The organism is Nocardia transvalensis, assembly GCF_015477765.1.
In the GTDB taxonomy this organism is placed as follows: domain Bacteria; phylum Actinomycetota; class Actinomycetes; order Mycobacteriales; family Mycobacteriaceae; genus Nocardia; species Nocardia transvalensis_A.
This window is the reverse complement of the sequence record NZ_JADLQQ010000020.1, coordinates 1-25352: the sequence shown is the minus strand read 5'-3', so window position 1 is coordinate 25352 and position 25352 is coordinate 1. Positions and strand designations below refer to the sequence as shown.

At 67.0% G+C, this 25352-nt stretch carries 24 protein-coding genes, 1 rRNA gene and 1 pseudogene; all 26 read left to right on the top strand.

The annotated features are described in order from the left end of the window. Positions 1-25 precede the first annotated feature (25 nt). Complete coding sequence (gene lysA, locus IU452_RS37645; protein WP_195114059.1) at positions 26-1447, top strand: diaminopimelate decarboxylase; 1422 nt, start codon at positions 26-28, stop codon at positions 1445-1447. After that, positions 1444-2799: a homoserine dehydrogenase gene (locus IU452_RS37640; RefSeq protein ID WP_195114058.1), complete on the top strand. Its 1356-nt coding sequence runs from the start codon at positions 1444-1446 to the stop codon at positions 2797-2799. The genes lysA and IU452_RS37640 overlap by 4 nt, the downstream gene beginning before the upstream one ends. Continuing rightward, the gene (thrC, locus tag IU452_RS37635) at positions 2796-3878 is read left to right on the top strand and encodes a threonine synthase (protein WP_195114057.1); all 1083 of its coding nucleotides are present in this window, start codon (positions 2796-2798) and stop codon (positions 3876-3878) included. The genes IU452_RS37640 and thrC overlap by 4 nt, the downstream gene beginning before the upstream one ends. 43 nt (positions 3879-3921) lie before the next feature. Further along, positions 3922-4881, top strand: coding sequence for a homoserine kinase (gene thrB, locus IU452_RS37630; protein ID WP_195114056.1), 960 nt, complete (start codon positions 3922-3924; stop codon positions 4879-4881). Between the two features lie 415 nt (positions 4882-5296). Next, a complete protein-coding gene (gene rho, locus IU452_RS37625; RefSeq protein ID WP_228819428.1) occupies positions 5297-7207 on the top strand; it encodes a transcription termination factor Rho in 1911 nt (636 codons plus the stop codon). A gap of 878 nt (positions 7208-8085) precedes the next feature. Next, positions 8086-8313: a 50S ribosomal protein L31 gene (gene rpmE / locus IU452_RS37620; protein ID WP_195114054.1), complete on the top strand. Its 228-nt coding sequence runs from the start codon at positions 8086-8088 to the stop codon at positions 8311-8313. A 228-nt stretch (positions 8314-8541) separates the two neighbouring features. Continuing rightward, on the top strand, positions 8542-9621 hold the full coding sequence (gene prfA / locus IU452_RS37615) for a peptide chain release factor 1 (RefSeq protein WP_195114053.1): 1080 nt from the start codon (positions 8542-8544) through the stop codon (positions 9619-9621). Between the two features lie 3 nt (positions 9622-9624). Further along, the gene (prmC, locus tag IU452_RS37610; protein ID WP_195114052.1) at positions 9625-10497 is read left to right on the top strand and encodes a peptide chain release factor N(5)-glutamine methyltransferase; all 873 of its coding nucleotides are present in this window, start codon (positions 9625-9627) and stop codon (positions 10495-10497) included. A gap of 79 nt (positions 10498-10576) precedes the next feature. Further along, the gene (locus IU452_RS37605; protein WP_195114051.1) at positions 10577-11398 is read left to right on the top strand and encodes an ATP-binding cassette domain-containing protein; all 822 of its coding nucleotides are present in this window, start codon (positions 10577-10579) and stop codon (positions 11396-11398) included. Between the two features lie 10 nt (positions 11399-11408). Further along, complete coding sequence (locus IU452_RS37600; protein ID WP_228819435.1) at positions 11409-12200, top strand: ABC transporter permease; 792 nt, start codon at positions 11409-11411, stop codon at positions 12198-12200. A 60-nt stretch (positions 12201-12260) separates the two neighbouring features. Further along, positions 12261-12926: an L-threonylcarbamoyladenylate synthase gene (locus IU452_RS37595; protein ID WP_195114049.1), complete on the top strand. Its 666-nt coding sequence runs from the start codon at positions 12261-12263 to the stop codon at positions 12924-12926. An 11-nt stretch (positions 12927-12937) separates the two neighbouring features. Next, on the top strand, positions 12938-14131 hold the full coding sequence (locus tag IU452_RS37590) for a glycosyltransferase family 4 protein (protein WP_195114048.1): 1194 nt from the start codon (positions 12938-12940) through the stop codon (positions 14129-14131). Between the two features lie 11 nt (positions 14132-14142). Then, positions 14143-14595: a hypothetical protein gene (locus IU452_RS37585; protein WP_195114047.1), complete on the top strand. Its 453-nt coding sequence runs from the start codon at positions 14143-14145 to the stop codon at positions 14593-14595. Between the two features lie 362 nt (positions 14596-14957). Continuing rightward, positions 14958-15683, top strand: coding sequence for a F0F1 ATP synthase subunit A (atpB, locus tag IU452_RS37580; RefSeq protein ID WP_324193041.1), 726 nt, complete (start codon positions 14958-14960; stop codon positions 15681-15683). Positions 15684-15754: 71 nt separating this feature from the next. Beyond that, on the top strand, positions 15755-16003 hold the full coding sequence (locus tag IU452_RS37575; protein ID WP_195114045.1) for an ATP synthase F0 subunit C: 249 nt from the start codon (positions 15755-15757) through the stop codon (positions 16001-16003). A 5-nt stretch (positions 16004-16008) separates the two neighbouring features. Further along, a complete protein-coding gene (locus tag IU452_RS37570; protein ID WP_195114044.1) occupies positions 16009-16563 on the top strand; it encodes a F0F1 ATP synthase subunit B in 555 nt (184 codons plus the stop codon). A 19-nt stretch (positions 16564-16582) separates the two neighbouring features. After that, positions 16583-17392: a F0F1 ATP synthase subunit delta gene (locus tag IU452_RS37565; RefSeq protein ID WP_195114043.1), complete on the top strand. Its 810-nt coding sequence runs from the start codon at positions 16583-16585 to the stop codon at positions 17390-17392. A gap of 48 nt (positions 17393-17440) precedes the next feature. Then, positions 17441-19078 (top strand): F0F1 ATP synthase subunit alpha, encoded by a 1638-nt coding sequence (atpA, locus tag IU452_RS37560; protein WP_195114042.1) that lies wholly within the window; start codon positions 17441-17443, stop codon positions 19076-19078. A 55-nt stretch (positions 19079-19133) separates the two neighbouring features. Further along, the gene (locus IU452_RS37555; protein WP_195114041.1) at positions 19134-20102 is read left to right on the top strand and encodes a F0F1 ATP synthase subunit gamma; all 969 of its coding nucleotides are present in this window, start codon (positions 19134-19136) and stop codon (positions 20100-20102) included. Positions 20103-20123: 21 nt separating this feature from the next. Further along, the gene (atpD, locus tag IU452_RS37550; RefSeq protein WP_195114040.1) at positions 20124-21572 is read left to right on the top strand and encodes a F0F1 ATP synthase subunit beta; all 1449 of its coding nucleotides are present in this window, start codon (positions 20124-20126) and stop codon (positions 21570-21572) included. 6 nt (positions 21573-21578) lie between these two features. Further along, a complete protein-coding gene (locus tag IU452_RS37545) occupies positions 21579-21953 on the top strand; it encodes a F0F1 ATP synthase subunit epsilon (RefSeq protein WP_195114039.1) in 375 nt (124 codons plus the stop codon). 182 nt (positions 21954-22135) lie between these two features. Next, positions 22136-22288 (top strand): annotated as a pseudogene (locus tag IU452_RS37540) (MspA family porin); the annotation flags it as partial. Positions 22289-22503: 215 nt separating this feature from the next. Continuing rightward, entirely contained in the window at positions 22504-22926 is a 423-nt protein-coding gene (locus tag IU452_RS37535; RefSeq protein WP_195114037.1) for a DUF2550 domain-containing protein, read from the top strand. 22 nt (positions 22927-22948) lie between these two features. Further along, entirely contained in the window at positions 22949-23542 is a 594-nt protein-coding gene (locus IU452_RS37530) for a cob(I)yrinic acid a,c-diamide adenosyltransferase (RefSeq protein WP_195114036.1), read from the top strand. Between the two features lie 10 nt (positions 23543-23552). Beyond that, entirely contained in the window at positions 23553-24806 is a 1254-nt protein-coding gene (murA, locus tag IU452_RS37525) for a UDP-N-acetylglucosamine 1-carboxyvinyltransferase (protein ID WP_195114035.1), read from the top strand. A 429-nt stretch (positions 24807-25235) separates the two neighbouring features. After that, positions 25236-25352, top strand: a 16S ribosomal RNA gene (locus tag IU452_RS37520); the annotation flags it as partial.

Below are 25352 nucleotides of genomic sequence, written 5' to 3'. Positions count from 1 at the left end.
CGGTAACGCTGAGGAAGGAACCACTGTGAGCGCGCACCCGGCCGGGCCTCGTCATGCCGAAATCCCGCATGCCCCGAGTCTGCCCGAACGACCCACGGATCCGGCGCAGATGATCGATCTGCCCGCACATGTGTGGCCGCGCAACGCTTCTCGCGATGCCGACGGTGTGGTGCACCTGGCCGGTGTGCCCGTGACCGAGCTCGCCGAGCAGTACGGTACACCGCTGTTCGTGGTCGACGAGGACGACTTCCGGTCCCGCTGCCGGGATATGGTCCGCGCATTCGGCGGGAATGCCCGGGTTCACTACGCCTCCAAGGCTTTCCTGTGCGGCGAGATCGCACGCTGGGTCCGCGACGAGGGCCTGTCCCTGGATGTCTGCTCCGGCGGCGAACTCGCCGTCGCGTTGCACGCAGGCTTCCCCGCGCATCGAATCGCGTTGCACGGCAACAATAAATCGGTCGCCGAGCTGGAGGAGGCGGTCACCGCGGGCGTTGGTCACATCGTGGTCGACTCCCTGATCGAGATCGAGCGCCTGGAGGCCGTGGCCGGTCGCGCCGGTGTCGTGCAGGACGTGCTGGTGCGCGTCACCGTCGGCGTGGAAGCCCACACGCACGAATATATTTCGACGGCACACGAGGATCAGAAGTTCGGCTTCTCGATCGCCGGTGGTGATGCGCTGGAGGCGCTGGCACGGGTGTTCGAGGCGCAGAACCTGCGCCTGGTCGGCCTGCACAGCCACATCGGCTCGCAGATCTTCGAAAGCGACGGCTTCGAGATCTCCGCCCGCCGCATGCTCGGTCTGCTGCGCGACGCCATCGACAAGTTCGGCGTCGAGCGCACAGAGCAGATCCATATCCTGGACCTCGGTGGCGGCCTTGGTATTTCGTACCTGCCCCACGACGACCCGCCCGCGCTGGGCGATTTCGCCGCGAACCTGCGCCGCATCGTCGCGGAAGAGGCGGCCCGGGCCGGGCTGCCCGTGCCGACCATCGCGGTCGAGCCCGGCCGCGCCATCGCCGGACCCGGCACCGTCACCCTGTACGAGGTCGGCACCATCAAGGACGTCAGCCTCGACGGCGGCGCACGTCGCCGCTACGTCAGCGTCGACGGCGGGATGAGCGACAACATTCGGCCCGCGCTGTATCAGGCCGACTACGACTGCCGATTGGTCTCGCGCGGCAGCGATTCCGCCGCGGTGGTCGCACGCGTGGTCGGAAAGCACTGTGAGAGCGGCGATATCGTCATCCGCGACGTCTGGATGCCCGAGGACGTCGGCCCGGGCGATCTGATCGCGGTGGCGGCGACCGGCGCCTACTGCTATTCGATGTCGAGCCGCTACAACATGCTGACGCGCCCGGCCGTGGTGGCCGTGCGCGACGGGCAGGCGCGGTTGATCCTGCGCCGGGAGACGGTGGGGGACCTTTTGAACTTGGAGGTGGAAGCATGACCGAGGCCGGTAACAGAGGTGCATTCGGGTCCGATCGTCCGATCGGGGTCGCGGTCCTCGGCATGGGCAATGTCGGGACCGAGGTGGTGCGGATCCTGCGCGAGCACGCCGAGGACCTGCGCTCGCGCGTGGGCGCGCCGGTGGTGCTGTGCGGAGTCGCGGTGCGGCGCATCGACATCGACCGCGGCATCCCCGCCGAACTGCTGACCACCGACGCCGAGGGCCTGGTCCTGCGCGACGACGTGGATCTGGTGGTCGAAGTGATGGGTGGCATCGATCCGGCCCGCAAACTCATCCTGTCCGCACTCAACGCGGGTAAGTCGGTGGTCACGGCGAACAAGGCGCTGCTGGCCGACTACACCGGCGAGCTCGCCGCGGCCGCCGAACGCAGCCGCGCCGACCTGTACTTCGAGGCCGCCGTCGCCGGTGCGATCCCGGTGGTGCGCCCGCTGATCCAGTCGCTGTCCGGCGACCGGGTCAACCGCGTGGTCGGAATCGTCAACGGAACAACGAATTTCATTCTCTCGGCGATGGACGAGACCGGCGCCGACTACGAGGTGACCCTGAAGGAGGCGACCCGGCTCGGGTACGCCGAGGCCGACCCGACCGCCGACGTCGAGGGCTACGACGCCGCCGCCAAGGCCGCGATCCTGGCCTCGCTGGCCTTCCACACCCGCGTCACCGCCGCCGACGTCTACCGCGAGGGCATCTCGAAGATCACCTCCGAGGATCTGGAAACCGCTGCGGCCGTGGGTTGTACGGTCAAGCTGCTGGCCATCTGCGAGCGCGTGCCCGCCGGTCCCGGCGAGCCCGGACCGGACGAGGGCGGTAAGGAACGGATCTCGGTGCGGGTCTACCCCGCGCTGATTCCGCGCAAACATCCGCTGTCGGCGGTGGACGGCGCGTTCAACGCCGTGGTCGTGGAGGCCGAGAACGCCGGTCGGCTGATGTTCTACGGTCAGGGTGCCGGTGGCGCGCCGACCGCCTCGGCCGTCATGGGTGATCTGGTGATGGCGGCGCGCAACAAGTTCTACGGTGGCCGCGCCCCGGGTGAATCGGTTTATGCTGAGCTGCCGATCGCGCCGATCGGCGACACACCGACGCGTTACCACGTGAATTTGCAGGTCGCCGACCGCACGGGCGTGCTGCAGGCGGTGGCGGGCGAGTTCGCCAAGCACGGTGTGAGCATCTCGACGGTCCGCCAGGAGGGACACGACGAGGGCGCCCGACTGGTCGTGGTCACCCACCACGCGGCCGAGTCGGCGCTGGCCGATACCGTGGCCGCACTGGCCGAATTGGAGTCGGTCACGTCCGTGACCAGCGTCTTGAGATTGGAAGGCACCGAGGAATGAGTACGACGGGAGCGCCGGTTCATACCGCGTGGCCGGGTCTGATCGCGGCCTACCGCGATCGGCTGGCGGTGGGCGCCGACTGGGAGCCGGTCACGCTGTTCGAAGGCGGCACCCCGCTGGTGCCCGCGCACCACCTGTCCGAACTCACCGGCTGTGAGGTGTATCTCAAGGTCGAGGGCGCCAATCCGACCGGTTCCTTCAAGGACCGCGGCATGACCATGGCGATGACCGATGCCAGGGCCCGCGGTCAGAAGGCCGTGCTGTGCGCCTCCACCGGCAACACCTCGGCCTCGGCCGCCGCCTACGCCACCCGCGCGGGCATGCACTGCGCGGTGCTGATCCCGCAGGGCAAGATCGCCATGGGCAAGCTGGCCCAGGCGGTCATGCTGGGCGCCAAGATCATTCAGGTGCAGGGCAACTTCGACGACTGTCTCGAGCTGGCCCGCAAGGTGACCTCCGAGTTCCCGGAGGTCGGCCTGGTCAACTCGGTGAATCCGGCGCGCATCGAGGGCCAGAAGACCGCCGCCTTCGAGATCTGCGACGTGCTCGGCAGGGCACCGGACGTGCACGCGCTGCCGGTCGGTAACGCGGGGAATATCACCGCGTACTGGAAGGGTTACAGCGAGTACTACGCCGACGGTGTCACCGCGGCCCGCCCGCGCATGCTGGGCGTCCAGGCCGCCGGTGCCGCGCCCCTGGTCAACGGGGAGCCGGTGAAGAATCCGGAGACCATCGCCACCGCCATCCGCATCGGCGCACCCGCGTCGTGGAACGGTGCGGTGGCTGCCAAGGAGGAGTCCGGCGGCGCCTTCCGGGCCGCCACCGACGAGGAGATCCTCGCGGCATATCGCCTGATCGCGAGCACCGAGGGCGTCTTCGTCGAACCCGCCTCGGCCGCGAGCGTGGCCGGTCTGCTGGCCGCCCGCAAGGAGGGCTGGCTGGATGCGGGCCTGACGGTGGTGTGCACGGTGACCGGCAACGGTCTCAAGGACCCCGACACGGCGCTGTCGGGCATGCCCGAAGTCCAGGCGATCGCGGTGGATCCCGTCGCGGTGGCGCGCGAACTCGAGCTGGGCTGACGTGCACTCGCGCGAAGGGCAGCTGCGAGAGCGAGGCGCCGGTGTGACCCGGACGCTGCCCCCCGGTATCACCGTGACCGCGCGGGTGCCCGCCTCCAGTGCCAATCTGGGGCCGGGTTTCGATTCGCTGGGCATCGCCCTGGGCCTGCACGACGAGATCGTCGTGCGCACGACCGAGTCGGGCCTGACCATCCGGGTGGAGGGCGAGGGCGCCGACGACGTACCTTGGGGCCCTTCGCATCTGGTGGTGCGAGCCATCGAACGGGGGCTGGAAGCGGCGGGCGTCTGGGCCGACGGCCTGGATGTGGTGTGCCGCAACGTGATTCCGCACTCGCGGGGGCTGGGGTCCTCCGCGGCGGCGGTAGTGGGCGGACTGGCCGCGGGGCGCGGCCTGGCCGCCGAGTTCGATCCGGGGCTGGCCTGCGACAATGCCGAATTGGTGCAGCTGGCTTCGGAATTCGAGGGTCATCCCGACAACGCGGCCGCCAGCGTGCTGGGCGGGATCGTGGTGTCGTGGACCGAAACCGACCACCCGGCCGATATCGGCGCCGATGGCGTCGGGGATCACCACGCACGAACCTACCGGGCGGTGCGCTTGGATCCACACCCGACGTTGTGTGCGACGGTGCTGATCCCCGAGGATCGCTCGTCGACCGCGCACACCCGCGGCCTGCTGCCGGAGTTGGTGCCCCACGGCGACGCGGCATTCAACGCCAGCCGCGCGGCTTTGGCGGTAGTCGCCTTGACGCAGCGCCCTGACCTGCTGCTCCCCGCGACGGCGGACCGGCTGCATCAGGGGTATCGGGCCTCGGCCCTGCCGCTGACCACCGCGTGGATCACGCGGCTGCGTTCGGCCGGTATCGCCGCGACCGTGTCGGGCGCCGGGCCGACGGTGCTGGCGCTGAGCGTCGGCGAATTCCCCGCTGAGCTGCGCGAGCTTGCCGCTGCCGACGGGCTTCGCGTGGTGACTCCGGCCATCTCCGACGGTGTGCGGGTGGATTGACGGCGTGGCTGCCTTGCTGAGGTGCACGGTGGGAGCTATCCTGAGCACGTCCGTACATCGTGCGCGTCAGACGCCGGTGCTTCATCAGGGCAATCGCTCCAGCAGGCTCCTTGCTCAGGCTCGGAACTCGGGCCTCGGACATCGGGGATAGCAACTGGAATGATCTCTCCCACCTTTGTAAACCGGTGGCCGAAGCCCAGGTGGTGACGGCCGCCGGTCCGGCGGGGCAGGCGATACGGCATCCGAGCTCGGCGCAATGATCGGGCTTCGGGACGAAACCCTCGAATAAGCACACGGCAATCGAGGGAAGGAAAGGATCTCCGTGACAGATACGGACCTGCTCGCGACACCCGGGGTGGAAACCAATGCAAGTTCCTCGGGCAGCCGCGAAAGTGACTCCGGACAGATTTCGAAGATGAGCGAACACACCGACGTCGCACGATCGGGGCTGACTGGAATGTTGTTGCCGCAGTTGCGTGCGCTTGCTGGAGAGCTCGGTATCCGAGGCACATCCGGGATGCGTAAGGGCGATCTCATCGCCGCCATCAAGGAAAATCAAGCCGCCGCGGCCGGTAAGCCGACGCGCGGTCGAAACGAGTCCAAGGCCAGCGAGGCGAAAACCGCCGAGCCGAAGTCCGATGCGTCGAAGTCCGATGCGCCCAAGTCCGCGGTGAACACCGCCGAGGCGCCGTCGAAGAACGCGTCGGGCAAGGATCGCGGCCGGGCCGAGCAGCCGACGCTGGACAGCGTCGTCGACGACAAGCCCGCCGAGAAGCCGGCGGCCTCGGCCGAACCGGCCGAATCCGCTGCGCGCCCGGCTGATTCGGGTGAGGACACCGGCCGCGAGGGCGGTCAGCGCGGCCGTGGTCGGCAGCGTCGGGGCCGCGAACAGCGCGCCGCCGCCGCGACGGCCACCGCCGAGGCGAGCACCGAGACCCAGACCGGCGATTCCGCCGGTGGCGAGGCCAAGCCGGAGCAGGAGGGCGGCGAGCGCCGTCGCGATCGCAACCAGCAGAACGGCCAGAACCAGAGCGGCCAGGCCACCCAGAACGGCACCCGGGGCGACTCCGACGAGGAGTCCGGCCGGGGTCGGCGCGGTCGCCGGTTCCGGGAGCGCCGTCGCGGCCGCGACCGCGAGGGCGGCGATAACCGGGGCGGCGAGGTCGAGATCCGCGAGGACGACGTCCTACAGCCGGTGGCCGGCATCCTGGACGTGCTCGACAACTACGCGTTCGTGCGCACCTCCGGCTACCTGGCCGGGCCGAACGACGTGTACGTGTCGATGAACCTGGTCCGCAAGAACGGCCTGCGCCGCGGTGATGCCATCACCGGTGCGGTGCGCGCTCCCCGCGAGGGCGAGCAGGGCAACCAGCGGCAGAAGTTCGATCCGCTGGTTCGGCTGGACACCGTCAACGGCACCGACGTCGAATCGGCCAAGCGCCGGCCCGAATTCGGCAAGCTCACGCCGCTGTATCCGAATCAGCGCCTGCGGCTGGAAACCACGCCCAACAAGCTGACCACTCGGATCATCGACCTGATCATGCCGATCGGTAAGGGTCAGCGCGCGCTGATCGTGTCCCCGCCGAAGGCGGGTAAGACCACGATCCTGCAGGACATCGCGAACGCGATCGCGACCAACAACCCCGAGTGCTACCTGATGGTGGTGCTGGTCGACGAGCGTCCGGAAGAGGTCACCGATATGCAGCGCACCGTGCGCGGCGAGGTGATCGCCTCCACCTTCGACCGTCCGCCGAGCGACCACACCTCGGTCGCGGAGCTGGCCATCGAGCGGGCCAAGCGCCTGGTCGAGATGGGTCAGGACGTGGTCGTGCTGCTCGACTCGATCACCCGGCTGGGACGCGCGTACAACAACGCCTCGCCCGCGTCGGGCCGCATCCTGTCCGGTGGTATCGACTCGACCGCGCTGTATCCGCCCAAGCGGTTCCTCGGCGCCGCCCGCAACATCGAGAACGGCGGCTCGCTGACGATCATCGCCACCGCCATGGTGGAGACCGGTTCGACCGGTGACACGGTGATCTTCGAGGAGTTCAAGGGCACCGGCAACGCCGAGCTCAAGCTGGATCGCAAGATCGCCGAGCGCCGCGTGTTCCCGGCGGTCGACGTGGTGCCGTCCGGCACTCGCCGCGACGATCTGCTGATGTCGCCCGACGAGACCGCGGTCATCCACAAGCTGCGGCGGGTGCTGTCCGGCCTGGACTCGCACCAGGCCATCGACCTGCTGATCGACCGGTTGAAGAAGACGAAGAACAACCTCGAGTTCCTGATGACGGTCTCCAAGACCGCCCCGGGCGCACTGGAGGAGTGACCCGCTGCCGCGGCGACGACGGTGTCGCCGCCGCGGCAGCGAGATCTTTGGAGGCCTCGGCAATGAGGTCTTCGAAAACCTCGGCGACGTAATCCCCGGTGGCCCCGGCAATGTGGCTTCTGGTTGCCCCGGCAACGTCGCTTCTGGTTGCCCCGACAATGTGGCTCTTGGTTGCCCCGGCATGTTTTTGGCCGGGGCCTCTTCTTTTCGGGCTGAAGAACACGAGCCCGATCACGGCCGCGCCGATGATCAGAAATCCCAGGATCAGCGCGGCCGCGGTGGTGATTCCGCCGGTCGAGACGACCGTGGCGGTGTATTCGATCTGAGGTGCGTCGGTGGAGGGCTGGGCGGTCACCCCGGCCCGCGGTCGATCGGGCGCCAACCACCAGCCGACCGCCGCCGTGACGAACAACACGGCGAAAACGGCACCGGCCGACCATTCTGCCGCGCGCCGACTCCCCGGCAGCGTGCGGATTGTCGAAAATGTCGCCCCGGCACCTCGCGATGCCGGAGACCTGGACCTCGTCGCCCCCCGGCAGGCGTGGAGTTTCACTGGTGTCCTTTCACGTGATCGCACGGTTCTCACCTGGCAAGACTCTATGAACAACCGTGTTCACATTCCCGAGTAGTCGACTACTCGACTTCAGGGTCGCTCGAGCACTGTGCATATGCGTGCCCGGAGTTTCTTGGGGCATCGAATAGCGGTCGCATGGGGAACAAAACCGACCAGGGGCGCGTTTTGGGAGCGTGTCAGGCGTTCTGGCATACTGGATCGCTGGTGCGTCTGCTGGAAGAACGCAGAGCATCCCGCCTAGTCGGCTCCGGTTCACGCCCTCGATCTCCGACGGCGACCCGGCGGCCATATCGAAAGGACACCCATGAAGGCAGGAATCCACCCGGCATACGTGCCGACCACCGTCGTCTGCGGCTGCGGAAACACCTTCGAGACCCGCAGCACCAAGGAGTCGGGCCACATCACCGTCGAGGTCTGCTCGCAGTGCCACCCGTTCTACACGGGCAAGCAGAAGATCCTGGACACCGGCGGCCGCGTTGCCCGCTTCGAGGCCCGCTACGGCAAGCGCGGCAAGAAGGCCGACGCCAAGTAGCTGTCTCGCCGACGCCCGTCCTGCCCTGCAGGTCGGGCGTCTGCGCTTTTTTGCGCCGCCTTCGGCGTCGCGGTTCGCGGCCCTCGAAGGCTCGATCCTTCCCTCCTCCGCTCCTCCGCTTCGCTCCTCCGCTCCGTCAGTCCAGGATCGAGCCGGGCCGCGAACGCTGATGGTGGGGCAACTCGCAGAAGTATTCGTGAACGACCCTCTACAGGAGGAGCACACGCGATGGCCGACAAGACGGCCCCGTCCGCGATCGACGACATCCTGGCCGAATACTCCGGCCTGGAGACGCAGCTGGCCGATCCGGCGCTGCACAACAACCCGGGCGAGGCCCGGCGCGTCGGTAAGCGGTTCGCGGAACTCGCTCCGGTCATGGCCACGTACAACAAGCTGCGGACCGCGCGCGACGATCTGGCCGCCGCGCGGGAGCTGGCGGCCGACGACGCCGCCTTCGCGGCCGAGGTGCCGGACCTGGAACAGCAGGTGGAGGAGCTGGAGACGACCCTCACCGATCTGCTCGCCCCGCGCGACCCGCACGACGCCGACGATGTCGTGCTCGAGGTGAAGTCCGGCGAAGGCGGCGAGGAGTCCGCCCTGTTCGCCTCCGACCTGGCCCGCATGTACATCCGCTACGCCGAGCGGCGCGGCTGGAAGGTCGAGGTGCTCGACGCCAACGTCTCGGATCTGGGCGGTTACAAGGAGGCGACGATCTCCATCAAGAGCCGCGAGCCCAGCCGGGACGGGGTGTGGTCGCGGCTGAAGTTCGAGGGCGGCGTGCATCGCGTGCAGCGCGTGCCGGTGACGGAATCCCAGGGTCGTATCCATACCTCCGCCGCGGGTGTGCTCATCTATCCCGAGCCCGACGAGGTCGAGCAGGTGCAGATCGACGAATCGGATCTGCGCATCGATGTGTACCGCTCGTCGGGTAAGGGCGGCCAGGGGGTTAACACCACCGATTCGGCCGTCCGCATCACCCATCTGCCCACCGGCATCGTGGTCACCTGTCAGAACGAACGGTCCCAGCTGCAGAACAAGATTCGCGCCATGCAGGTGCTGGCGGCACGGCTGCAGGCGCTGGCCGAGGAGCAGGCCGAGGCCGAGGCGGCGGCCGGACGGGCCAACCAGATCCGCACCGTGGATCGGTCCGAGCGCATTCGCACCTACAACTTCCCGGAGAACCGGATCACCGATCATCGCATCGGTTTCAAGGCCCACAATCTGGATTCGGTGCTGGACGGTGACTTGGACGCCCTCCTCGACGCATTGGCCGAAGCAGACCGCGCGGCACGCCTGTCGGCGGAGTGATCGGTGACCCGCGTCCAGTTGCGTCCGGTCGTTCAGGAAGCCGCCGAAACGCTGGCCGCCGCCGGTGTCCACAGTCCGCGCGCCGATGCCGAACATCTGGCCGCACATGTGCTCGGTGTGGAACGGCCCAGGCTGGCGCTGATTCCGATGGTGACGCCCGAGCAGGTGGAGCAGTTCCGAAATCTGGTGGCGCGACGGGCCGAACGCATTCCGCTGCAACATTTGACCGGCACGGCGGCCATGGGGGAGATCGACCTGGCCGTCGGACCGGGCGTGTTCGTGCCGCGTCCGGAGACGGAACTGCTGTTCGCCTGGGCGCTGGCGCAACTGGAGGCGGTCGGTCACGAGCATCGACCGGTCGTGGTCGACCTGTGCACCGGGTCGGGGGCGCTGGCCCTGGCCATCGCCCATGCCCGGCCCGACGCGGAGGTGCATGCGGTCGAGGTGGATCCGATTGCGTTGAACTGGGCCGAGCGCAATGCGGCTGCGCGCGCCGCCGACGGCGATACGCCGATCGCCCTGCATGCCGGTGATGTCACCGACCCCGCCGTTCTGTCCGAATTGAACGGCCGGGTGGATGTGCTGGTCTCGAATCCGCCGTACATACCCACCACCGCGCACCTGGATCCCGAGGTGCTCGACCACGATCCGCACCGCGCCCTGTTCGGCGGCCCGGACGGCCTCGACGTGATCCGCCCCATGATCGCCACCATCGCCCGCCTGCTGCGCGCCGACGGCGTCGCCGCCGTCGAACACGACGACACCAACGGCTCCCAGGTAGCGACCCTGTTCGCCGCCCATGGTTTCACCGCGGTGGTCGAACACCCCGATCTCGCGGGAAAACCCCGCTTCGTCGCCGCCCGCCTCCCTGGCTGACGGAGAAATTACTTCCGAATCAGGGGTAATCTGGGGTTCCTGCGACTGGTCGGTATCCGGCGAGAGGCAGGGATATGCGATGAATTCGGGAGTAATTCCCGCCGTCGAATGCACAGGTCTCACGCACCGCTACGGCGAGCACACCGTCGTCGATCGGCTCGACCTGCGCATCGAGCGTGGTGAGGCCTTCGGTTTACTGGGCCCGAACGGTGCGGGCAAAACCACCACCATCCGGCTGCTGACCACGCTGATGCCGATCCAGCAGGGCGAGGTCCGGGTGCTCGGTTTCGAGGTGGGCCGCCGCAATACCGATATTCGATACAACCTCGGCTATGTGCCGCAACAGCTTTCGATCGAGGCGGCGCTGACCGGACGCCAGAATGTCACCTGGTTCGCGCGACTGTTCGACGTGCCGCGCAAGGAACGGGCCCGTCGGGTGGAGGAGGTGCTCGCCGCGATGGATCTGCTGGAGGTGGCCGACCGTCTCGCGGCGAGTTATTCCGGCGGCATGGTGCGCCGCCTGGAATTGGCGCAGGCCCTGGTCAACCGGCCTGCCCTGCTGATTCTGGACGAACCCACGGTCGGCCTGGATCCCATTGCCCGCGACGGCGTCTGGCAGCGCGTGCGCGAGCTGCGCCACCGCTTCGGCACCACGGTCCTGCTCACCACCCACTACATGGAGGAGGCCGACGCCCTGTGCGACCGAATCGCCCTGCTGCACAAGGGCGTCCTGCGCGCGGAGGGTGCTCCACACGATCTGAAGACCGCCCTCGGGCCCGGCGCGACGCTCGAGGACGTCTTCCGGCACCACGCCGGTGCGGGCCTGGCGGAGGACACGAGCACGGAGGGAGGGATCCGCGGTGTCCGAAGCACACGCAGAACCGCACAGCGCGCCGGTTGAGTTCCCGCCCCTGCGTGCCGCACCGCACGGTCTGGCCAGGCTGGTCGCCCTGGGCTCGCGCATCGTCACCTTCGCCCTGGTCGAACTGCAGAAATTGCGGCACGACCGCACCGAACTGGTCACCCGGGCCGTCCAGCCGACGCTGTGGATGGTCGTCTTCGGCACCACCTTCGCCCGCCTGCACACCGTCCCCACCGGCACTATGCCGTACCTGGATTTCCTGGCACCCGGCATCATCGCCCAATCGGGACTGTTCGTCGCCATCTTCTACGGCATCGTGCTGATCTGGGACCGCGATGCCGGAATTCTCACCAAGCTGATGGTCACCCCGACCCCGCGCGCGGCCCTGATCACCGGCAAATGCTTTGCCGCGGGCCTGCGTTCGATCGTCCAGGTGCTGATCATCGCGGTGCTGGCGTTGATCATGGGCGTGCACATGACGCTCGATCCGCTGAACCTGCTCGGTGTGCTCGTCGCCGTCGTCCTCGGGTCGGCATTCTTCGCCTGCCTGTCGATGACCATCGCCGGATTGGTGGCCAAGCGTGACCGGCTGATGGGTATCGGCCAGGCCATCACCATGCCGCTGTTCTTCGCCTCGAACGCGCTGTATCCGATCGACCTGATGCCCACCTGGCTGCGTGTCATCAGTCACGTCAACCCGCTCAGCTATGAGGTCGACGCGCTGCGCGGCCTGCTGGTCGGCGGCCCCCACCGCCTCTGGTTGGACCTGGGCGTGCTGACCCTGGCGGCGGTGCTCGGAATAGCCTGCGCCTCGGCACTTCTGGGCCGCCTGGTCCGCTGAGGGGCGCGTCCGGACACTCCGGAGACAAGTCAATGGGACCCAACCAATAGACTCACCGCCGTGAGTACCGTCTACGACTGCTCCGATCCCGACTCTCGTGCCGCCGGGCTGACCGCCGCGCGGGCCGGCCTGAAATCCGGGCGGTTGGCCGTCATCCCCACCGACACGCTCTACGGGGTGGCCGCCGACGCGTTCGATTCGTCGGCGGTGGCCGCGCTGCTCGCAGCCAAGCGCCGCGGCCGTGACATGCCGGTGCCGGTGCTGGTCGGATCGTGGAACACCATCGACGGACTCGTGTTCTCGGTGCAGCCGCAGGCCCGCGACCTGATCAGGGCGTTCTGGCCGGGTGGACTGAGTCTGGTTGTGCAGCAGGCGCCGTCGCTGGCCTGGGATCTGGGCGATGCGCGCGGCACGGTGATGCTGCGGATGCCGCTGCATCCGGTCGCGCTGGAACTGCTGCGCGAGGTGGGCCCGCTGGCGGTGTCCAGCGCCAATGTCTCCGGTCAGCCACCGGCCACGACGGTCGAGGAGGCGCGCGCCCAACTCGGCGATCTGGTGAGCGTGTATCTCGACGGCGGCACGGCCGACCACGGCGTCGCCTCCACGATCGTCGACCTCACCGCCGACACACCGCGCATTCTGCGGGAGGGTGCGGTGACGACGGCGCAGGTGGCCGAGGTCCTGGGCATGTCGCCGGCCGAGCTGACGCCCGAGACCGCGCGGTGACGGCCTGGTAGATGCTTCTCAGTCAGGGAACGGCATACAGTCAGGGTGCGGTCGTTCCGCTGCGCGAGCTGATTCTGGTACTGCTCGTGTCCGCGGTGATGGCGCTATTGTCCACCGGCGGCATTCGCGTGCTCGCCATCGCGTTCGGCGCGGTCGCGATACCGCGGGAACGGGATGTGCACGTCAAACCGATTCCGCGGATGGGCGGTGTCGGCATTTATCTCGGCGTACTCGCCGCGGTGTTGTTCGCGCACCAATTGCCCGCGCTCAGACGGGGTTTCGACTATCCCCATGACATTCCGGCGGTGGTGGTCGCGGGCACGCTGATCGTGCTGATCGGCATCCTCGACGATCGGTGGGGTCTGGATTGGCTGACGAAATTGGTCGGGCAGATCACCGCCGCGGGGGTGATGGCGGTGATGGGGCTGAGCTGGGTGGCCATCTACAACCCCTTCACCAACACCACGGTGGTGCTGGACCAGCTCACCGGCGGTGTGATCACCGTGATCATCACGGTCACGATGATCAATGCGATGAACTTCGTCGACGGCCTGGACGGTCTGGCCGCCGGTCTGGGCATGATCGCCGCGCTGGCGGTGTGTGTCTTCACCGTCGGTCTGCTCTACGAGCAGGGCGGGGCCACCGAGACCTTCCCACCCGCCATGCTCGCCGCAGCGCTCGCGGGCGGCTGTCTCGGATTTCTGCCGCACAATTTCCAACCGGCCCGCATTTTCATGGGTGATTCGGGGTCGATGCTGATCGGGTTGATGCTGGCGGCGGTTTCTACGGGTGCGTCCGGCCGAATCCCGCTGACCGGGTACGGCGCCCGCGACATCGTGGGTTTGCTGTCGCCGCTGCTGTTGGTCGGCGCGGTGATGTTCATCCCGGTGCTGGATCTCGTGATGGCGATCGTGCGCCGGGTCCGTGCGGGTGTGAGTTTCTCGACTCCGGACAAAATGCACCTGCATCACCGCCTGCTGCAGATCGGCCATTCGCAGCGTCGGGTGGTGCTGACCATCTATCTCTGGGTCGGCGTGCTGGCATTCGGTGCGGTCGGGACGTCTTTGATGAACCGCAGCCTGGTGGTGCTGCTGTTCGCGGCCGGGCTGGTTTTCGCATTGGTGGTGACGGCCGTGCCGTCGCTGCGCGAGGCCATCGGCCTGCGTGGGCGGAGGCCCCGCGGCGGCGAGGTAAGCGGCGAGTAAAGTAGCCGGACGTGAGCACCGCACCCGAGTACCATCCAGACGCCCCGCTGCGGGCGGCGCTGCGCTACGGCATCGCCGGATTGATTGCGCTGGTGGTGATTTCGGCGGTGCTCGGGTCGATCTTCGCGGGACTGCCCGGTCTGTGGGGCGCGCTGATCGGATCGGCCATCGGCGGCTTCTTCATCCTCACCACCGCGGCGCTGGTGCTGTTCAGCGCGAAATTGGAATCCGGTATTCAGGGCATGGTCATGCTCGCGAGCTGGGTCGGAAAACTGCTGGTCGTGATGGTCGTGGTGGCGGTGCTCAAACAGTTCGATTTCTACAGCGGCCCGACGCTGTTCCTGACCGTGGTCGGTGCGCTGCTGATCGTGCTGGGCGCCGAGACCTACGGACTGCTGCGGCAGCGGGTGCCGATTGTGGCCACCCCGGACGAGCGCACCGATCAAGATCATTCTAATGTTTGATCAGACCCCCTACACGGCGTCGTAGATACCTTGGTAAACTCTTTACCGTAGGCAGTCGAACCATAGGGGCGGTCACTATCACCCCAGAGGAGCGGTTATGCTTACAGCCGTGCCGGACCTGAGGGGGTTCGGCCCTGCACCGTCGACGATGTCGCCGACGTACAGACGCCACGAGCGGGTGACACCGCACAGCTGCTGACGAACTTCGAGCCGACCTCAGTCGACCACCAGATCGTCAATGTCCGATCGAACCGCGGGTGGAGCGATGACCCGCGGCCCGAACACGGGAGAGAACGCTGAGCGTCACCACTTTGGCGGGCGAGTTTCATGCGCCTTCGCTGCAAGACTTCTTCCCTCCGGCCGTGCTGTTCGAGGGGACGCCTTTCGAGCTCGACCGTTTGATGCTGATTCGCATCCTGATGTCGGCCGTGCTGTTGGCGGTCATGTTGCTCGCATTCCGCAGCCCGAAGCTCGTGCCGCGCGGCCTTCAGAACGTCGCCGAGTACGGATTGGTGTTCGTGCGCGAGCAGATCTGTGACGAGGTTCTCGGTAAAGAGACCGGTAAGAAGTATTTCCCGCTCATCGCGACGGTCTTCTTCACGGTGCTGTTCCTCAACTTCTCCAGCATCATCCCCTTCCTGAACATCTCCTCGAACGCGCGAATCGGCATGCCGCTGGTGCTGGCCGTGATCGCCTACCTCGCGTTCAACTACATCGGCATCAAGAAGTACGGCTTCTGGAAGTACATGCGCTCGTCGATCGTGGTGCCGAATGTGCCGCCCGCGATGCACGTGCTGCTGATTCCGATCGAGTTCATCTCGACGTTCATCCTGCGCCCGTTCACGCTGACCGTGCGACTCATGGCCAATATGCTCGCCGGTCATATCATGCTGGTGTTGTTCTTCAGCGCTACGCAGTTCTTCCTGTTCGACGGCGCCGCCTGGATGAAGGGCCTGTCTCCGTTCTCGCTGGCGGGTGGGTTCGCGTTCACCCTCTTCGAGATGCTGGTGATCTTCCTGCAGGCATACGTGTTCGCGCTGCTGACCGCCGTATATATCGGCCTTGCCCAGCACGCGGACTCGCACTGACCGCATAACCGCACAAGGACTGACCCGCACGCCGCCGGGGGTGCGGGCAACAGAAAGGGAAAAGAAATCTCATGAGCCTCTCCTACGTGGCCGCTGAACTCGCCCAGACCTCCGAGAAGGTGAAGGGCTACGGCGCCGTCGGTTACGGTCTGGCCGCCATCGGCCCCGGCATCGGCGTGGGCATCGTGGTCGGTAAGGCGATCGAGGGCATCGCTCGCCAGCCCGAGCTGCAGGGCACCATCCGGACCAATATGTTCCTGGGTATCGCCTTCACCGAGGCCCTGGCCCTCATCGGTCTCGTCGCCGGCTTCATCTTCTGATTGCCATGAACGGGATGTATTTGCTCGCCGCGGAGGAGTCGGATCGCAATCCGCTCATCCCCGAGTCGTACGACATCGTTTGGTCGTTGGTCTGCGTCGCGGTTATCGCGTTCGTCTTCTACAAGTACGTCGTTCCGCGGCTGCAGAAGGTGCTCGACGAGCGTTCGGACAAGATCGAGGGCGGCATCGCCAAGGCCGAGGCCGCGCAGGCCGAGGCGCAGGCGACCCTGGAGCAGTACCAGCAGCAGCTGGCCGAGGCCCGGCTCGAGGCCGCGCGCATCCGTGAGGAGGCCCGTACCCAGGGCCAGCAGATCCTCGCCCAGCTGCGTGCCGAGGCTCAGGCCGAGGCCGATCGCATCGTCGCCGCTGGTCACAGCCAGCTGGAGGCGCAGCGTCAGCAGATCGTGACCGAGCTGCGCGGCGAGCTGGGCCGGACCGCGGTCGACCTGGCCGAGAAGATTATCGGACAGTCGGTATCGGATCAGGCCAAGCAGGCCGCATCGATCGACCGATTCCTTGCAGAATTGGACGAGAAGGCCGGCATCGGGGTCGGAAGGTAGCGACACGAAAGTGGGAAGCATGTACGCAGCGAGCCGTGAGGCGAGCTCCCGGGCCCGGGAAGCTCTGTCGGCCGCTCTCACCGGGAGCGACACCGTCGCCGCCACGACGGGCTCCGAATTGTTCGCCGTTGTCGCCGTACTCGACGACCAGCGTTCGCTGCGTGTAGCGCTCGCGGATAAGTCGGTTGCGAGTTCGGCACGCGCCGAACTGGCCGAACGCGTCTTCGGCGGCAAGATCAGCGCGGCCACCCTGGCCGTGCTGACCACCGCCGTCGCCCAGAACTGGTCCCGGACCCGGGACCTGGTCGACACGCTGGAATTGCTCGGGCAGGAGGCGCTGCTGCGGGCCGCGACCGATCGCGGCCGCATCGACGCCGTCGAGGATGAGCTGTTCCGGCTCGGCCGGATCGTCGAGGACAATCCGGACCTGGAACAGGCCCTCGCCGATCGTGGCAAATCGGCGCAGGCCAAGCGCGAGCTGCTCGAACGTCTGCTCAGCGGCAAGGTGGAGGACGTCACCCTGCAGCTGGCCCAGCAGGCGGTCGGCCGCTCCGTCGGTGACGTCGGCCCCGTCTTCGACCGGCTCTCCGATCTGGCGGCGGCGCTGCGCAAGCAGATCGTCGCGCACGTGCGTGCGGCAACCGAGTTGACGCCGCAGCAGCGGGAACACCTGGCGGCCTCGCTGCAGCGCATCTACGACAAGCCGGTGACCGTGCACGTGCAGGTCGATCCGACCCTGCTGGCCGGTGTGGTCGTGCGCGTCGGCGACGACGTGATCGACGGCAGCGCCATCGGCCGGCTGCAGCGCATGCGTCAGTCCCTCGGCTGACCACCACCCCCGACATTCCTTCAGACCACAGCGAGAGCAGGAAGAACCATGGCGGAGCTGACGATCTCCCCCGATGAGATCCGTAGCGCGATCGAGAGCTACACCCAGAGCTACACCCCCGAGACCTCCATCGAGGAGGTCGGTACCGTCACCGACACCGGCGACGGCATCGCCCACGTCAGTGGCCTGCCGTCGGCGATGACCAACGAGCTGCTGGAGTTCCCGGGCGGCGTGCTGGGCGTCGCGCTGAACCTCGAGGACACCTCGATCGGTGCGGTCATCCTGGGTGAGTTCGAGAACATCGAGGAGGGCCAGGAGGTCCGCCGCACGGGTGACGTGCTCTCGGTGCCGGTCGGCGACAAGTTCCTGGGCCGCGTCATCGACCCGCTGGGCGAGCCGATCGACGGCCTGGGCGAGATCGAGGCCGAGGAGCGTCGCGTCCTCGAGCTGCAGGCCGCGAGCGTGCTGCAGCGTCAGCCGGTGCACGAGCCGATGGCGACCGGTATCACCGCCATCGACGCGCTGACCGCCATCGGCCGGGGTCAGCGCCAGCTGATCATCGGCGACCGCAAGACCGGTAAGACCGCGGTCTGCATCGACGCCATCATCAACCAGAAGGCCAACTGGGAGACCGGTGACCCGAAGAAGCAGGTCCGCTGCATCTACGTCGCCATCGGCCAGAAGGGCTCGACCATCGCGGGCGTGAAGGCCGCGCTGGAGCAGCACGGTGCGATGGAGTACACCACCATCGTCGCGGCCCCGGCCTCGGACTCCGCCGGCTTCAAGTGGCTGGCCCCCTACACCGGTTCGGCGCTGGGCCAGCACTGGATGTACCAGGGCAAGCACGTGCTGATCGTGTTCGACGACCTGTCCAAGCAGGCCGAGGCCTACCGCGCGATCTCGCTGCTGCTGCGCCGCCCGCCGGGCCGCGAGGCGTACCCCGGCGACGTCTTCTACCTGCACTCCCGTCTGCTGGAGCGCTGCGCGAAGCTGTCCGACGACATGGGCGCGGGCTCGATGACCGGTCTGCCGATCATCGAGACCAAGGCCGGTGACATCTCGGCGTTCATTCCGACCAACGTGATCTCCATCACCGACGGCCAGGTCTTCCTCGAGTCCGACCTGTTCAACAAGGGTGTGCGCCCGGCGATCAACGTCGGTACCTCCGTCTCGCGTGTCGGTGGCGCCGCGCAGACCAAGGGCATGAAGAAGGTGTCGGGCTCGCTGCGTCTGGAGCTGGCCCAGTTCCGTGAGCTGGAGGCGTTCTCCGCCTTCGCCTCCGATCTGGACGCCGCCTCGCTGGCGCAGCTCGAGCGCGGTGCCCGCTGGGTCGAGCTGCTCAAGCAGGATCAGTACTCCCCGGTCTCGGTCGAGGACCAGATCGTGTCGCTGTTCCTGGTCGACGGCGGCTACTACGACTCGGTGCCGGTCGCCGACATCCGCCGCTTCAACGCCGAACTGCTCGAGGATCTGCACCGCAGCGCCGCCGACGCGTTCAAGGCGATCGAGGGCGGCAAGGTGCTCGAGGGCGAGGCCGCCGAGCAGATCAAGGCCGCCACCGACAAGTTCAAGCACGGCTTCCTGGCTTCGGACGGCAGCCGCGTGGTGAACGAGCCCGAGGCCGGCGAGCTGGACCACGAAGAGGTCGAGTCGCTGTCGGTCACCCGCAAGCACGTCGAGAAGTGATCGGGTAATCCCATGGGACTGTCTCGAGCGAATGTGAAGGGAGTGTGAGTAGCTGATGGCAAGCCTGCGCGAATTGCGCTCCCGCATTCGTAGTGTGAGTTCGATCAAGAAGATCACCAAGGCTCAGGAGCTGATCGCGACCTCGCGAATCAGCAAGGCGCAAGCCCGCGTTGCCGCCGCGAAGCCGTACGCGGAGGAGATCACGAAGGTGCTGAGCGAGCTCGCCAGCGCCTCCTCCAATCTCAACCATCCGCTGCTGACCGAGCGCGAGAATGCCCGCCGCGCCGCGGTGCTGGTCATCACCAGCGACCGCGGTATGGCCGGCGGCTACAACGCGAACGTGCTCAGGCGCGCCGAGGAGCTCATGACGACACTGCGCTCCGAGGGCAAGGAGCCGGTGCTGTACGTGATGGGTGCGAAAGGCCTGACCTACTACACGTTCCGCAACCGCGAGGTGGCCGGTTCGTGGGTCGGGTTCTCGCAGCAGCCGCATTACACCGATGCGTCTGCGGCCTGCAACCACCTGGTGGAGGCGTTCATGGCCGGGGCCGACGGCGAGGTTCCCGCGTGGAACGGGGAAGGCACGATCGAGGGCGTCGACGAGATCCACATCGTCTACACCCGGTTCGTCTCGATGCTGTCGCAGGTCCCGGAGGTGCGCCGGTTGGCACCGATCCAGGTGAGCTATGTCGAGGAGAACTACGACCTCGGCGAGGACTTCGTGACGGATTCCCCGACCGCGGAGCTGCACCCGCTGTACGAATTCGAGCCCGACGCGGACACGTTGCTGGGCCGGCTGCTGCCGAAGTACATCAACACCCGCATCTACTCGTCGTTGCTCGAGGCCGCGGCCTCGGAGTCGGCCGCGCGCCGCACCGCGATGAAGGCGGCCACCGACAACGCCACCGACCTGGTGAACACCCTGACGCGCGAGTCGAACTCGATTCGGCAGGCGAACATCACGCAGGAAATCAGTGAAATCGTCGGCGGCGCGAACGCGCTGGCAGCAAGTTCGAGCGACTAAGCCCACCCAGGAAGAGAAGACATGACCGCAGCAACTACTGCAGAAAACAAGAGCCGGGCGGGCGCTGGTACAGGCCGCGTCGCTCGGGTCATCGGTCCCGTCGTGGACGTCGAGTTCCCGCGGGGTGCCATCCCGGAGCTGTACAACGCTCTGCACGCCGAGATCACCCTCCCGTCGGTGGCCAAGACCCTGACCCTCGAGGTCGCTCAGCACCTGGGCGACAACATCGTTCGCTGCATCTCGATGCAGCCGACCGACGGTCTGGTCCGCGGCGTACCCGTCGAGGACACCGGCAAGCCGATCTCGGTGCCGGTCGGTGACGTCACCAAGGGCCACGTCTTCAACGCCCTCGGCGACTGCCTCGACACCCCGGGCCTCGGCCGCGACGGCGAGCAGTGGGGCATCCACCGCCAGCCGCCGTCCTTCGACCAGCTCGAGGGCAAGACCGAGATCCTGGAGACGGGCATCAAGGTCATCGACCTGCTCACCCCGTACGTGAAGGGCGGCAAGATCGGTCTGTTCGGTGGCGCCGGTGTCGGCAAGACCGTTCTGATCCAGGAGATGATCACCCGCATCGCGCGTGAGTTCTCCGGCACGTCGGTGTTCGCCGGCGTCGGTGAGCGCACCCGTGAGGGCACCGACCTGCACCTGGAAATGGAAGAGATGGGCGTGCTGCAGGACACCGCCCTCGTCTTCGGCCAGATGGACGAGCCGCCGGGGACCCGTATGCGCGTGGCCCTGTCCGCGCTGACCATGGCGGAGTACTTCCGCGATGTGCAGGGTCAGGACGTGCTGCTGTTCATCGACAACATCTTCCGGTTCACCCAGGCCGGTTCCGAGGTCTCGACCCTGCTGGGCCGCATGCCCTCGGCCGTCGGTTACCAGCCGACCCTGGCCGACGAGATGGGGCAGCTGCAGGAGCGGATCACCTCGACCCGCGGCCGCTCGATCACCTCGATGCAGGCGATCTACGTGCCCGCCGACGACTACACCGACCCGGCCCCGGCGACCACCTTCGCCCACCTGGACGCGACCACCGAGCTCTCCCGCCCGATTTCGCAGAAGGGTATCTACCCGGCCGTCGACCCGCTGACCTCGACCTCGCGCATCCTCGAGGCCTCGATCGTCGGTGACCGGCACTTCGCCGTCGCCAACGAGGTGAAGCGAATCCTGCAGAAGTACAAGGAGCTGCAGGACATCATCGCCATCCTCGGCATGGACGAGCTCTCCGAGGAGGACAAGGTCACCGTCGGCCGCGCCCGTCGCCTGGAGAAGTTCCTCGGCCAGAACTTCATCGTGGCCGAGAAGTTCACCGGCCAGGTGGGTTCGGTCGTGCCGCTGGAGCAGACCATCGACGACTTCGACCGGGTCTGCAAAGGCGAATTCGACCACTACCCCGAGCAGGCGTTCAACTCCTGCGGTGGTCTCGACGACGTCGAGAAGGCCGCGAAGAAGATCGCCGGGAAGTAGTCCACCATGGCGGAAATGTCAGTTGATCTGGTCTCCATCGAGCGGAGGCTGTGGTCGGGCCAGGCGAGTTTCGTCAGCGCCCAGACCACGGAGGGGCAGATCGGTATCCTGCCCGGTCACGAGCCGGTCCTGGGCCAGCTGGCCGAGGACAGCGCGGTGACCATCGTCGACACCGACGGTGAGCGCATCGTCGCCGCGGTGCACGGTGGTTTCTTCTCGGTGACCGCGAAAACCGTGCGAATCCTCGCCGAGTCGGCGGAATTTGCCGGCGACGTGGATATCGACACCGCGCGGTCGGTGCTGGCCGATCCGAACGCCTCCGAGGACGAGCAGAACGCGGCCCGTGCCCGGGTGCGCGCGGTGGAGGCCGCGGGCGCCTGATCGCCAAGGGCGGCAACCGAATTCGCAAGCTGTGTGGCGGTTCCGGAAATTTTCCGGGACCGCCGCACGGCGTTTCCGGCTGTCGATGGTGTAATTTCGATCACGGGCAATATCTCAGCTTCACCTGATCATCGATGAGTTGACGCAGCGAGTCGCACAAGCAGTACCGCCGGGTCACCGGCCCGCATGCGAGCGTGAGCTGGACGGACGAGACCTTCGCGATCGACGGCTGTGCCGGATATGCCCAGGCCAGGACGTTCGTCACGGCCGATGTGGTCACCGATCGCGTCGAGAGCACGGTGACCGTGTGGGGGCAACCGTTCAGCATGGGATGAGTCCTGCGGAACGCATTGCGGGACCGACTGTTTGCGCGAGTGGATCCCCGGGCACTCGGCGACCGATAGGCTCGACCGTGACAGGGCGTACCTGTCGCTTCCGGGTGCGGAGGTGGTTTGTAGACTCGCCCCCACGGTGACCTTGTTCGGGGATGGCACGGCACTCGCTACCACAGGGGCAAAGGCGAAGGGACGGACCTGGATTGCGGACCGGGATGGTGCTTCTGATCATTCTGGTGCTGCTGCTCGTCGTCTTGGCGTTGGCGTCGGTCTATCGATTCGTGATGCTGCGGCGCGGTGGGACGGCGGCGATCCTGCGGGTGCTACCGGCCAAGGGCGGTCAGGGCTGGCGGCACGGGTTGATCCGCTACGACGAGGACCGGCTGGTCTTCTACAAGCTCACCAGCCTGAAGCTGGGACCGGATTCGACCATTCACCGGCGCGGCATCGAGGTGGTGGATCGGCGCGGCCCGGTCGGCGACGAGTACGACATCATGACCGACGACATCATCGTCATCGCGGTCTCCGACGGCGACGGCAGCTATGAGCTGGCGCTCGACCGCGGTGCGCTGGCCGCCTTCCTGTCCTGGGTGGAATCCAGGCCGTCCGATCGCATCCGCCGCCGCCCCACGCTCTGAGGTCGGCCCGCATACTTGTCCCATGAGTGTGCATCTGACGCGGATCTACACGCGGACCGGCGACGACGGCACCACCGGGCTGAGCGATTTCTCGCGGGTGGCCAAGACCGATGCGCGGTTGGTCGCCTATGCCGACTGCGACGAGACGAATGCCGCGATCGGTGTCGCGATCGCCGTGGGGCAGCCGGCGCCGGAGATTCTGCAGGTCCTGCGCCAGGTGCAGAACGACCTGTTCGATGCGGGTGCCGACCTGTCCACCCCCGTGGTGGCCGAACCCAAGACCCCGCCGCTGCGCATCACCCAGCCCTATATCGATCGGCTGGAGAAGTGGTGCGACGAGTTCAATGCCGAACTGGCCCCGCTGAATTCGTTCATTCTGCCCGGCGGCACCCCGCTGGCTGCCCTGCTGCACACCGCCCGCACCGTGGCGCGCCGCGCCGAACGCTCGGCGTGGGCGGCCGTCGCGGCCCACCCGGACGACACCAGCGTGCTTCCGGCAAAGTATCTGAATCGGCTGTCGGACCTGCTGTTCATCCTCGGGCGGGTGGCGAACCCGGACGGCGATGTGCTGTGGCGACCCGGTGGAGACGGCGCGATCACCGGCACCGACCATTAGGCTGAGCCCCGTGAGTGAACGGTTTCTGGTGACCGGTGGCAGTCGGCTTGCCGGCGAGGTCGCGGTGGGTGGCGCCAAGAACAGCGTCCTCAAGCTGATGGCCGCCGCCTTACTGGCGGAGGGCACGACGACGATCACGAACTGCCCCGACATCCTCGACGTGCCGCTCATGGCCGAGGTGCTGCGCGGCCTCGGCTGCGATGTCACCGTCGACGGCTCGGTGGTGGCCATCACCACCCCAGCCGAACCGAAATATCACGCGGACTTTCCGGCGGTCACCCAGTTCCGGGCCTCGGTGTGTGTGCTCGGACCGCTCATGGCCCGGTGCAAGCGGGCCGTCGTGGCGCTGCCGGGTGGTGACGCGATCGGCTCCCGTCCGCTCGATATGCACCAGGCGGGTCTGCGGTTGCTCGGCGCGACCAGCGAGATCGAGCACGGCTGCCTGGTCGCGAGGGCCGACGAGCTGCAGGGGGCCCGGATCCGGCTGGACTTCCCGTCGGTGGGCGCCACCGAGAACATCCTGATGGCGGCGGTACTGGCCGAGGGGGAGACGGTCATCGACAATGCCGCGCGGGAACCGGAGATCGTCGACCTGTGCACGATGCTGACCCGGATGGGCGCGCACATCAGCGGCGCCGGGACCTCGGTGCTCACCATCGAGGGCGTGCAGAAGCTCTCGCCGACCACCCACCGCGTGATCGGCGACCGGATCGTGGCCGCCACCTGGGGAATCGCCGCGGCCATGACGCAGGGCGACGTGCGGGTGACCGGCGTCAATCCCAAGCATCTATCCCTGGTGCTGGACAAGCTCCGCTCCGCGGGCGCGCGAATTTCCTTCGAACCGGACGGTTTTCGGGTCGTGCAGGCCGAGCGGCCGCGCGCGGTGAACTTCTCCACGCTGCCGTTCCCCGGATTTCCCACCGACCTGCAGCCGATGGCGATCGGGCTGGCCGCCATCGCCGATGGCACCTCGATGATCACCGAGAACATCTTCGAGGCGCGCTTCCGGTTCGTGGAAGAGATGATCCGGCTCGGCGCCGATGCGCGGACCGACGGTCATCATGCGGTGGTGCGGGGAATCCCGCGGCTGTCGAGTGCGCCGGTCTGGTCCTCGGATATCCGGGCGGGCGCGGGTCTGGTGCTGGCGGGTCTGGTCGCCGACGGCGTGACCGAGGTGCACGACGTGTTCCACATCGACCGGGGCTACCCGCATTTCGTGGAGAACCTGCGATCGCTGGGCGCGGAGATCGAACGGGTGGTCTGACCAGGGGATTTGACATGGAATCCACCGCCACGTAACTTATTCCAGGTCAGAGCGACACGGACACCGACCCGGAGCCGAAAGGGCCGGGACACGAGGTTGGACGAGGAGCGCCTGACGATCACACTGGCTCCACCAAGATCGCGGATTTGGATCCGCGCTCGCGGTTGAGCTAAGCTGGTAAAAAGTTGCCTCTCCGATATAGCGGGCTCACCGCCCGGTAGACGGTTTGTGCGTGTGTTCTTTGAGAACTCAATAGTGTGTCGATGAATGTCAGTGCCAAATGTTTTTGGTTTCTGTCTCTCATACCCCCGTGTGAGGGATGGACATTTTTTGTCAGCTAATTTCCGGCTGGCGTTTTAGTTAGGTTTTCGGACTCTGGTTCGAGATACTTTTGATTGCGAGTCACGAGTGATTCGCTTTCTAGAGTCTTCAACGGAGAGTTTGATCCTGGCTCAGGACGAACGCTGGCGGCGTGCTTAACACATGCAAGTCGAGCGGTAAGGCCCTTCGGGGTACACGAGCGGCGAACGGGTGAGTAACACGTGG

What these genes read in the sequence shown, in the direction of transcription:
- IU452_RS37640 (WP_195114058.1), top strand. Translation starts at nt 1,444, where the DNA reads ATGACCGAGGCCGGTAACAGAGGTGCATTCGGGTCCGATCGTCCGATC.
- thrC (WP_195114057.1), top strand. Translation starts at nt 2,796, where the DNA reads ATGAGTACGACGGGAGCGCCGGTTCATACCGCGTGGCCGGGTCTGATC.
- rho (WP_228819428.1), top strand. Translation starts at nt 5,297, where the DNA reads ATGAGCGAACACACCGACGTCGCACGATCGGGGCTGACTGGAATGTTG.
- rpmE (WP_195114054.1), top strand. Translation starts at nt 8,086, where the DNA reads ATGAAGGCAGGAATCCACCCGGCATACGTGCCGACCACCGTCGTCTGC.
- prfA (WP_195114053.1), top strand. Translation starts at nt 8,542, where the DNA reads ATGGCCGACAAGACGGCCCCGTCCGCGATCGACGACATCCTGGCCGAA.
- IU452_RS37605 (WP_195114051.1), top strand. Translation starts at nt 10,577, where the DNA reads ATGAATTCGGGAGTAATTCCCGCCGTCGAATGCACAGGTCTCACGCAC.
- IU452_RS37590 (WP_195114048.1), top strand. Translation starts at nt 12,938, where the DNA reads ATGCTTCTCAGTCAGGGAACGGCATACAGTCAGGGTGCGGTCGTTCCG.
- IU452_RS37575 (WP_195114045.1), top strand. Translation starts at nt 15,755, where the DNA reads ATGAGCCTCTCCTACGTGGCCGCTGAACTCGCCCAGACCTCCGAGAAG.
- IU452_RS37570 (WP_195114044.1), top strand. Translation starts at nt 16,009, where the DNA reads ATGAACGGGATGTATTTGCTCGCCGCGGAGGAGTCGGATCGCAATCCG.
- IU452_RS37565 (WP_195114043.1), top strand. Translation starts at nt 16,583, where the DNA reads ATGTACGCAGCGAGCCGTGAGGCGAGCTCCCGGGCCCGGGAAGCTCTG.
- atpA (WP_195114042.1), top strand. Translation starts at nt 17,441, where the DNA reads ATGGCGGAGCTGACGATCTCCCCCGATGAGATCCGTAGCGCGATCGAG.
- IU452_RS37555 (WP_195114041.1), top strand. Translation starts at nt 19,134, where the DNA reads ATGGCAAGCCTGCGCGAATTGCGCTCCCGCATTCGTAGTGTGAGTTCG.
- atpD (WP_195114040.1), top strand. Translation starts at nt 20,124, where the DNA reads ATGACCGCAGCAACTACTGCAGAAAACAAGAGCCGGGCGGGCGCTGGT.
- IU452_RS37545 (WP_195114039.1), top strand. Translation starts at nt 21,579, where the DNA reads ATGGCGGAAATGTCAGTTGATCTGGTCTCCATCGAGCGGAGGCTGTGG.
- IU452_RS37535 (WP_195114037.1), top strand. Translation starts at nt 22,504, where the DNA reads ATGGTGCTTCTGATCATTCTGGTGCTGCTGCTCGTCGTCTTGGCGTTG.
- IU452_RS37530 (WP_195114036.1), top strand. Translation starts at nt 22,949, where the DNA reads ATGAGTGTGCATCTGACGCGGATCTACACGCGGACCGGCGACGACGGC.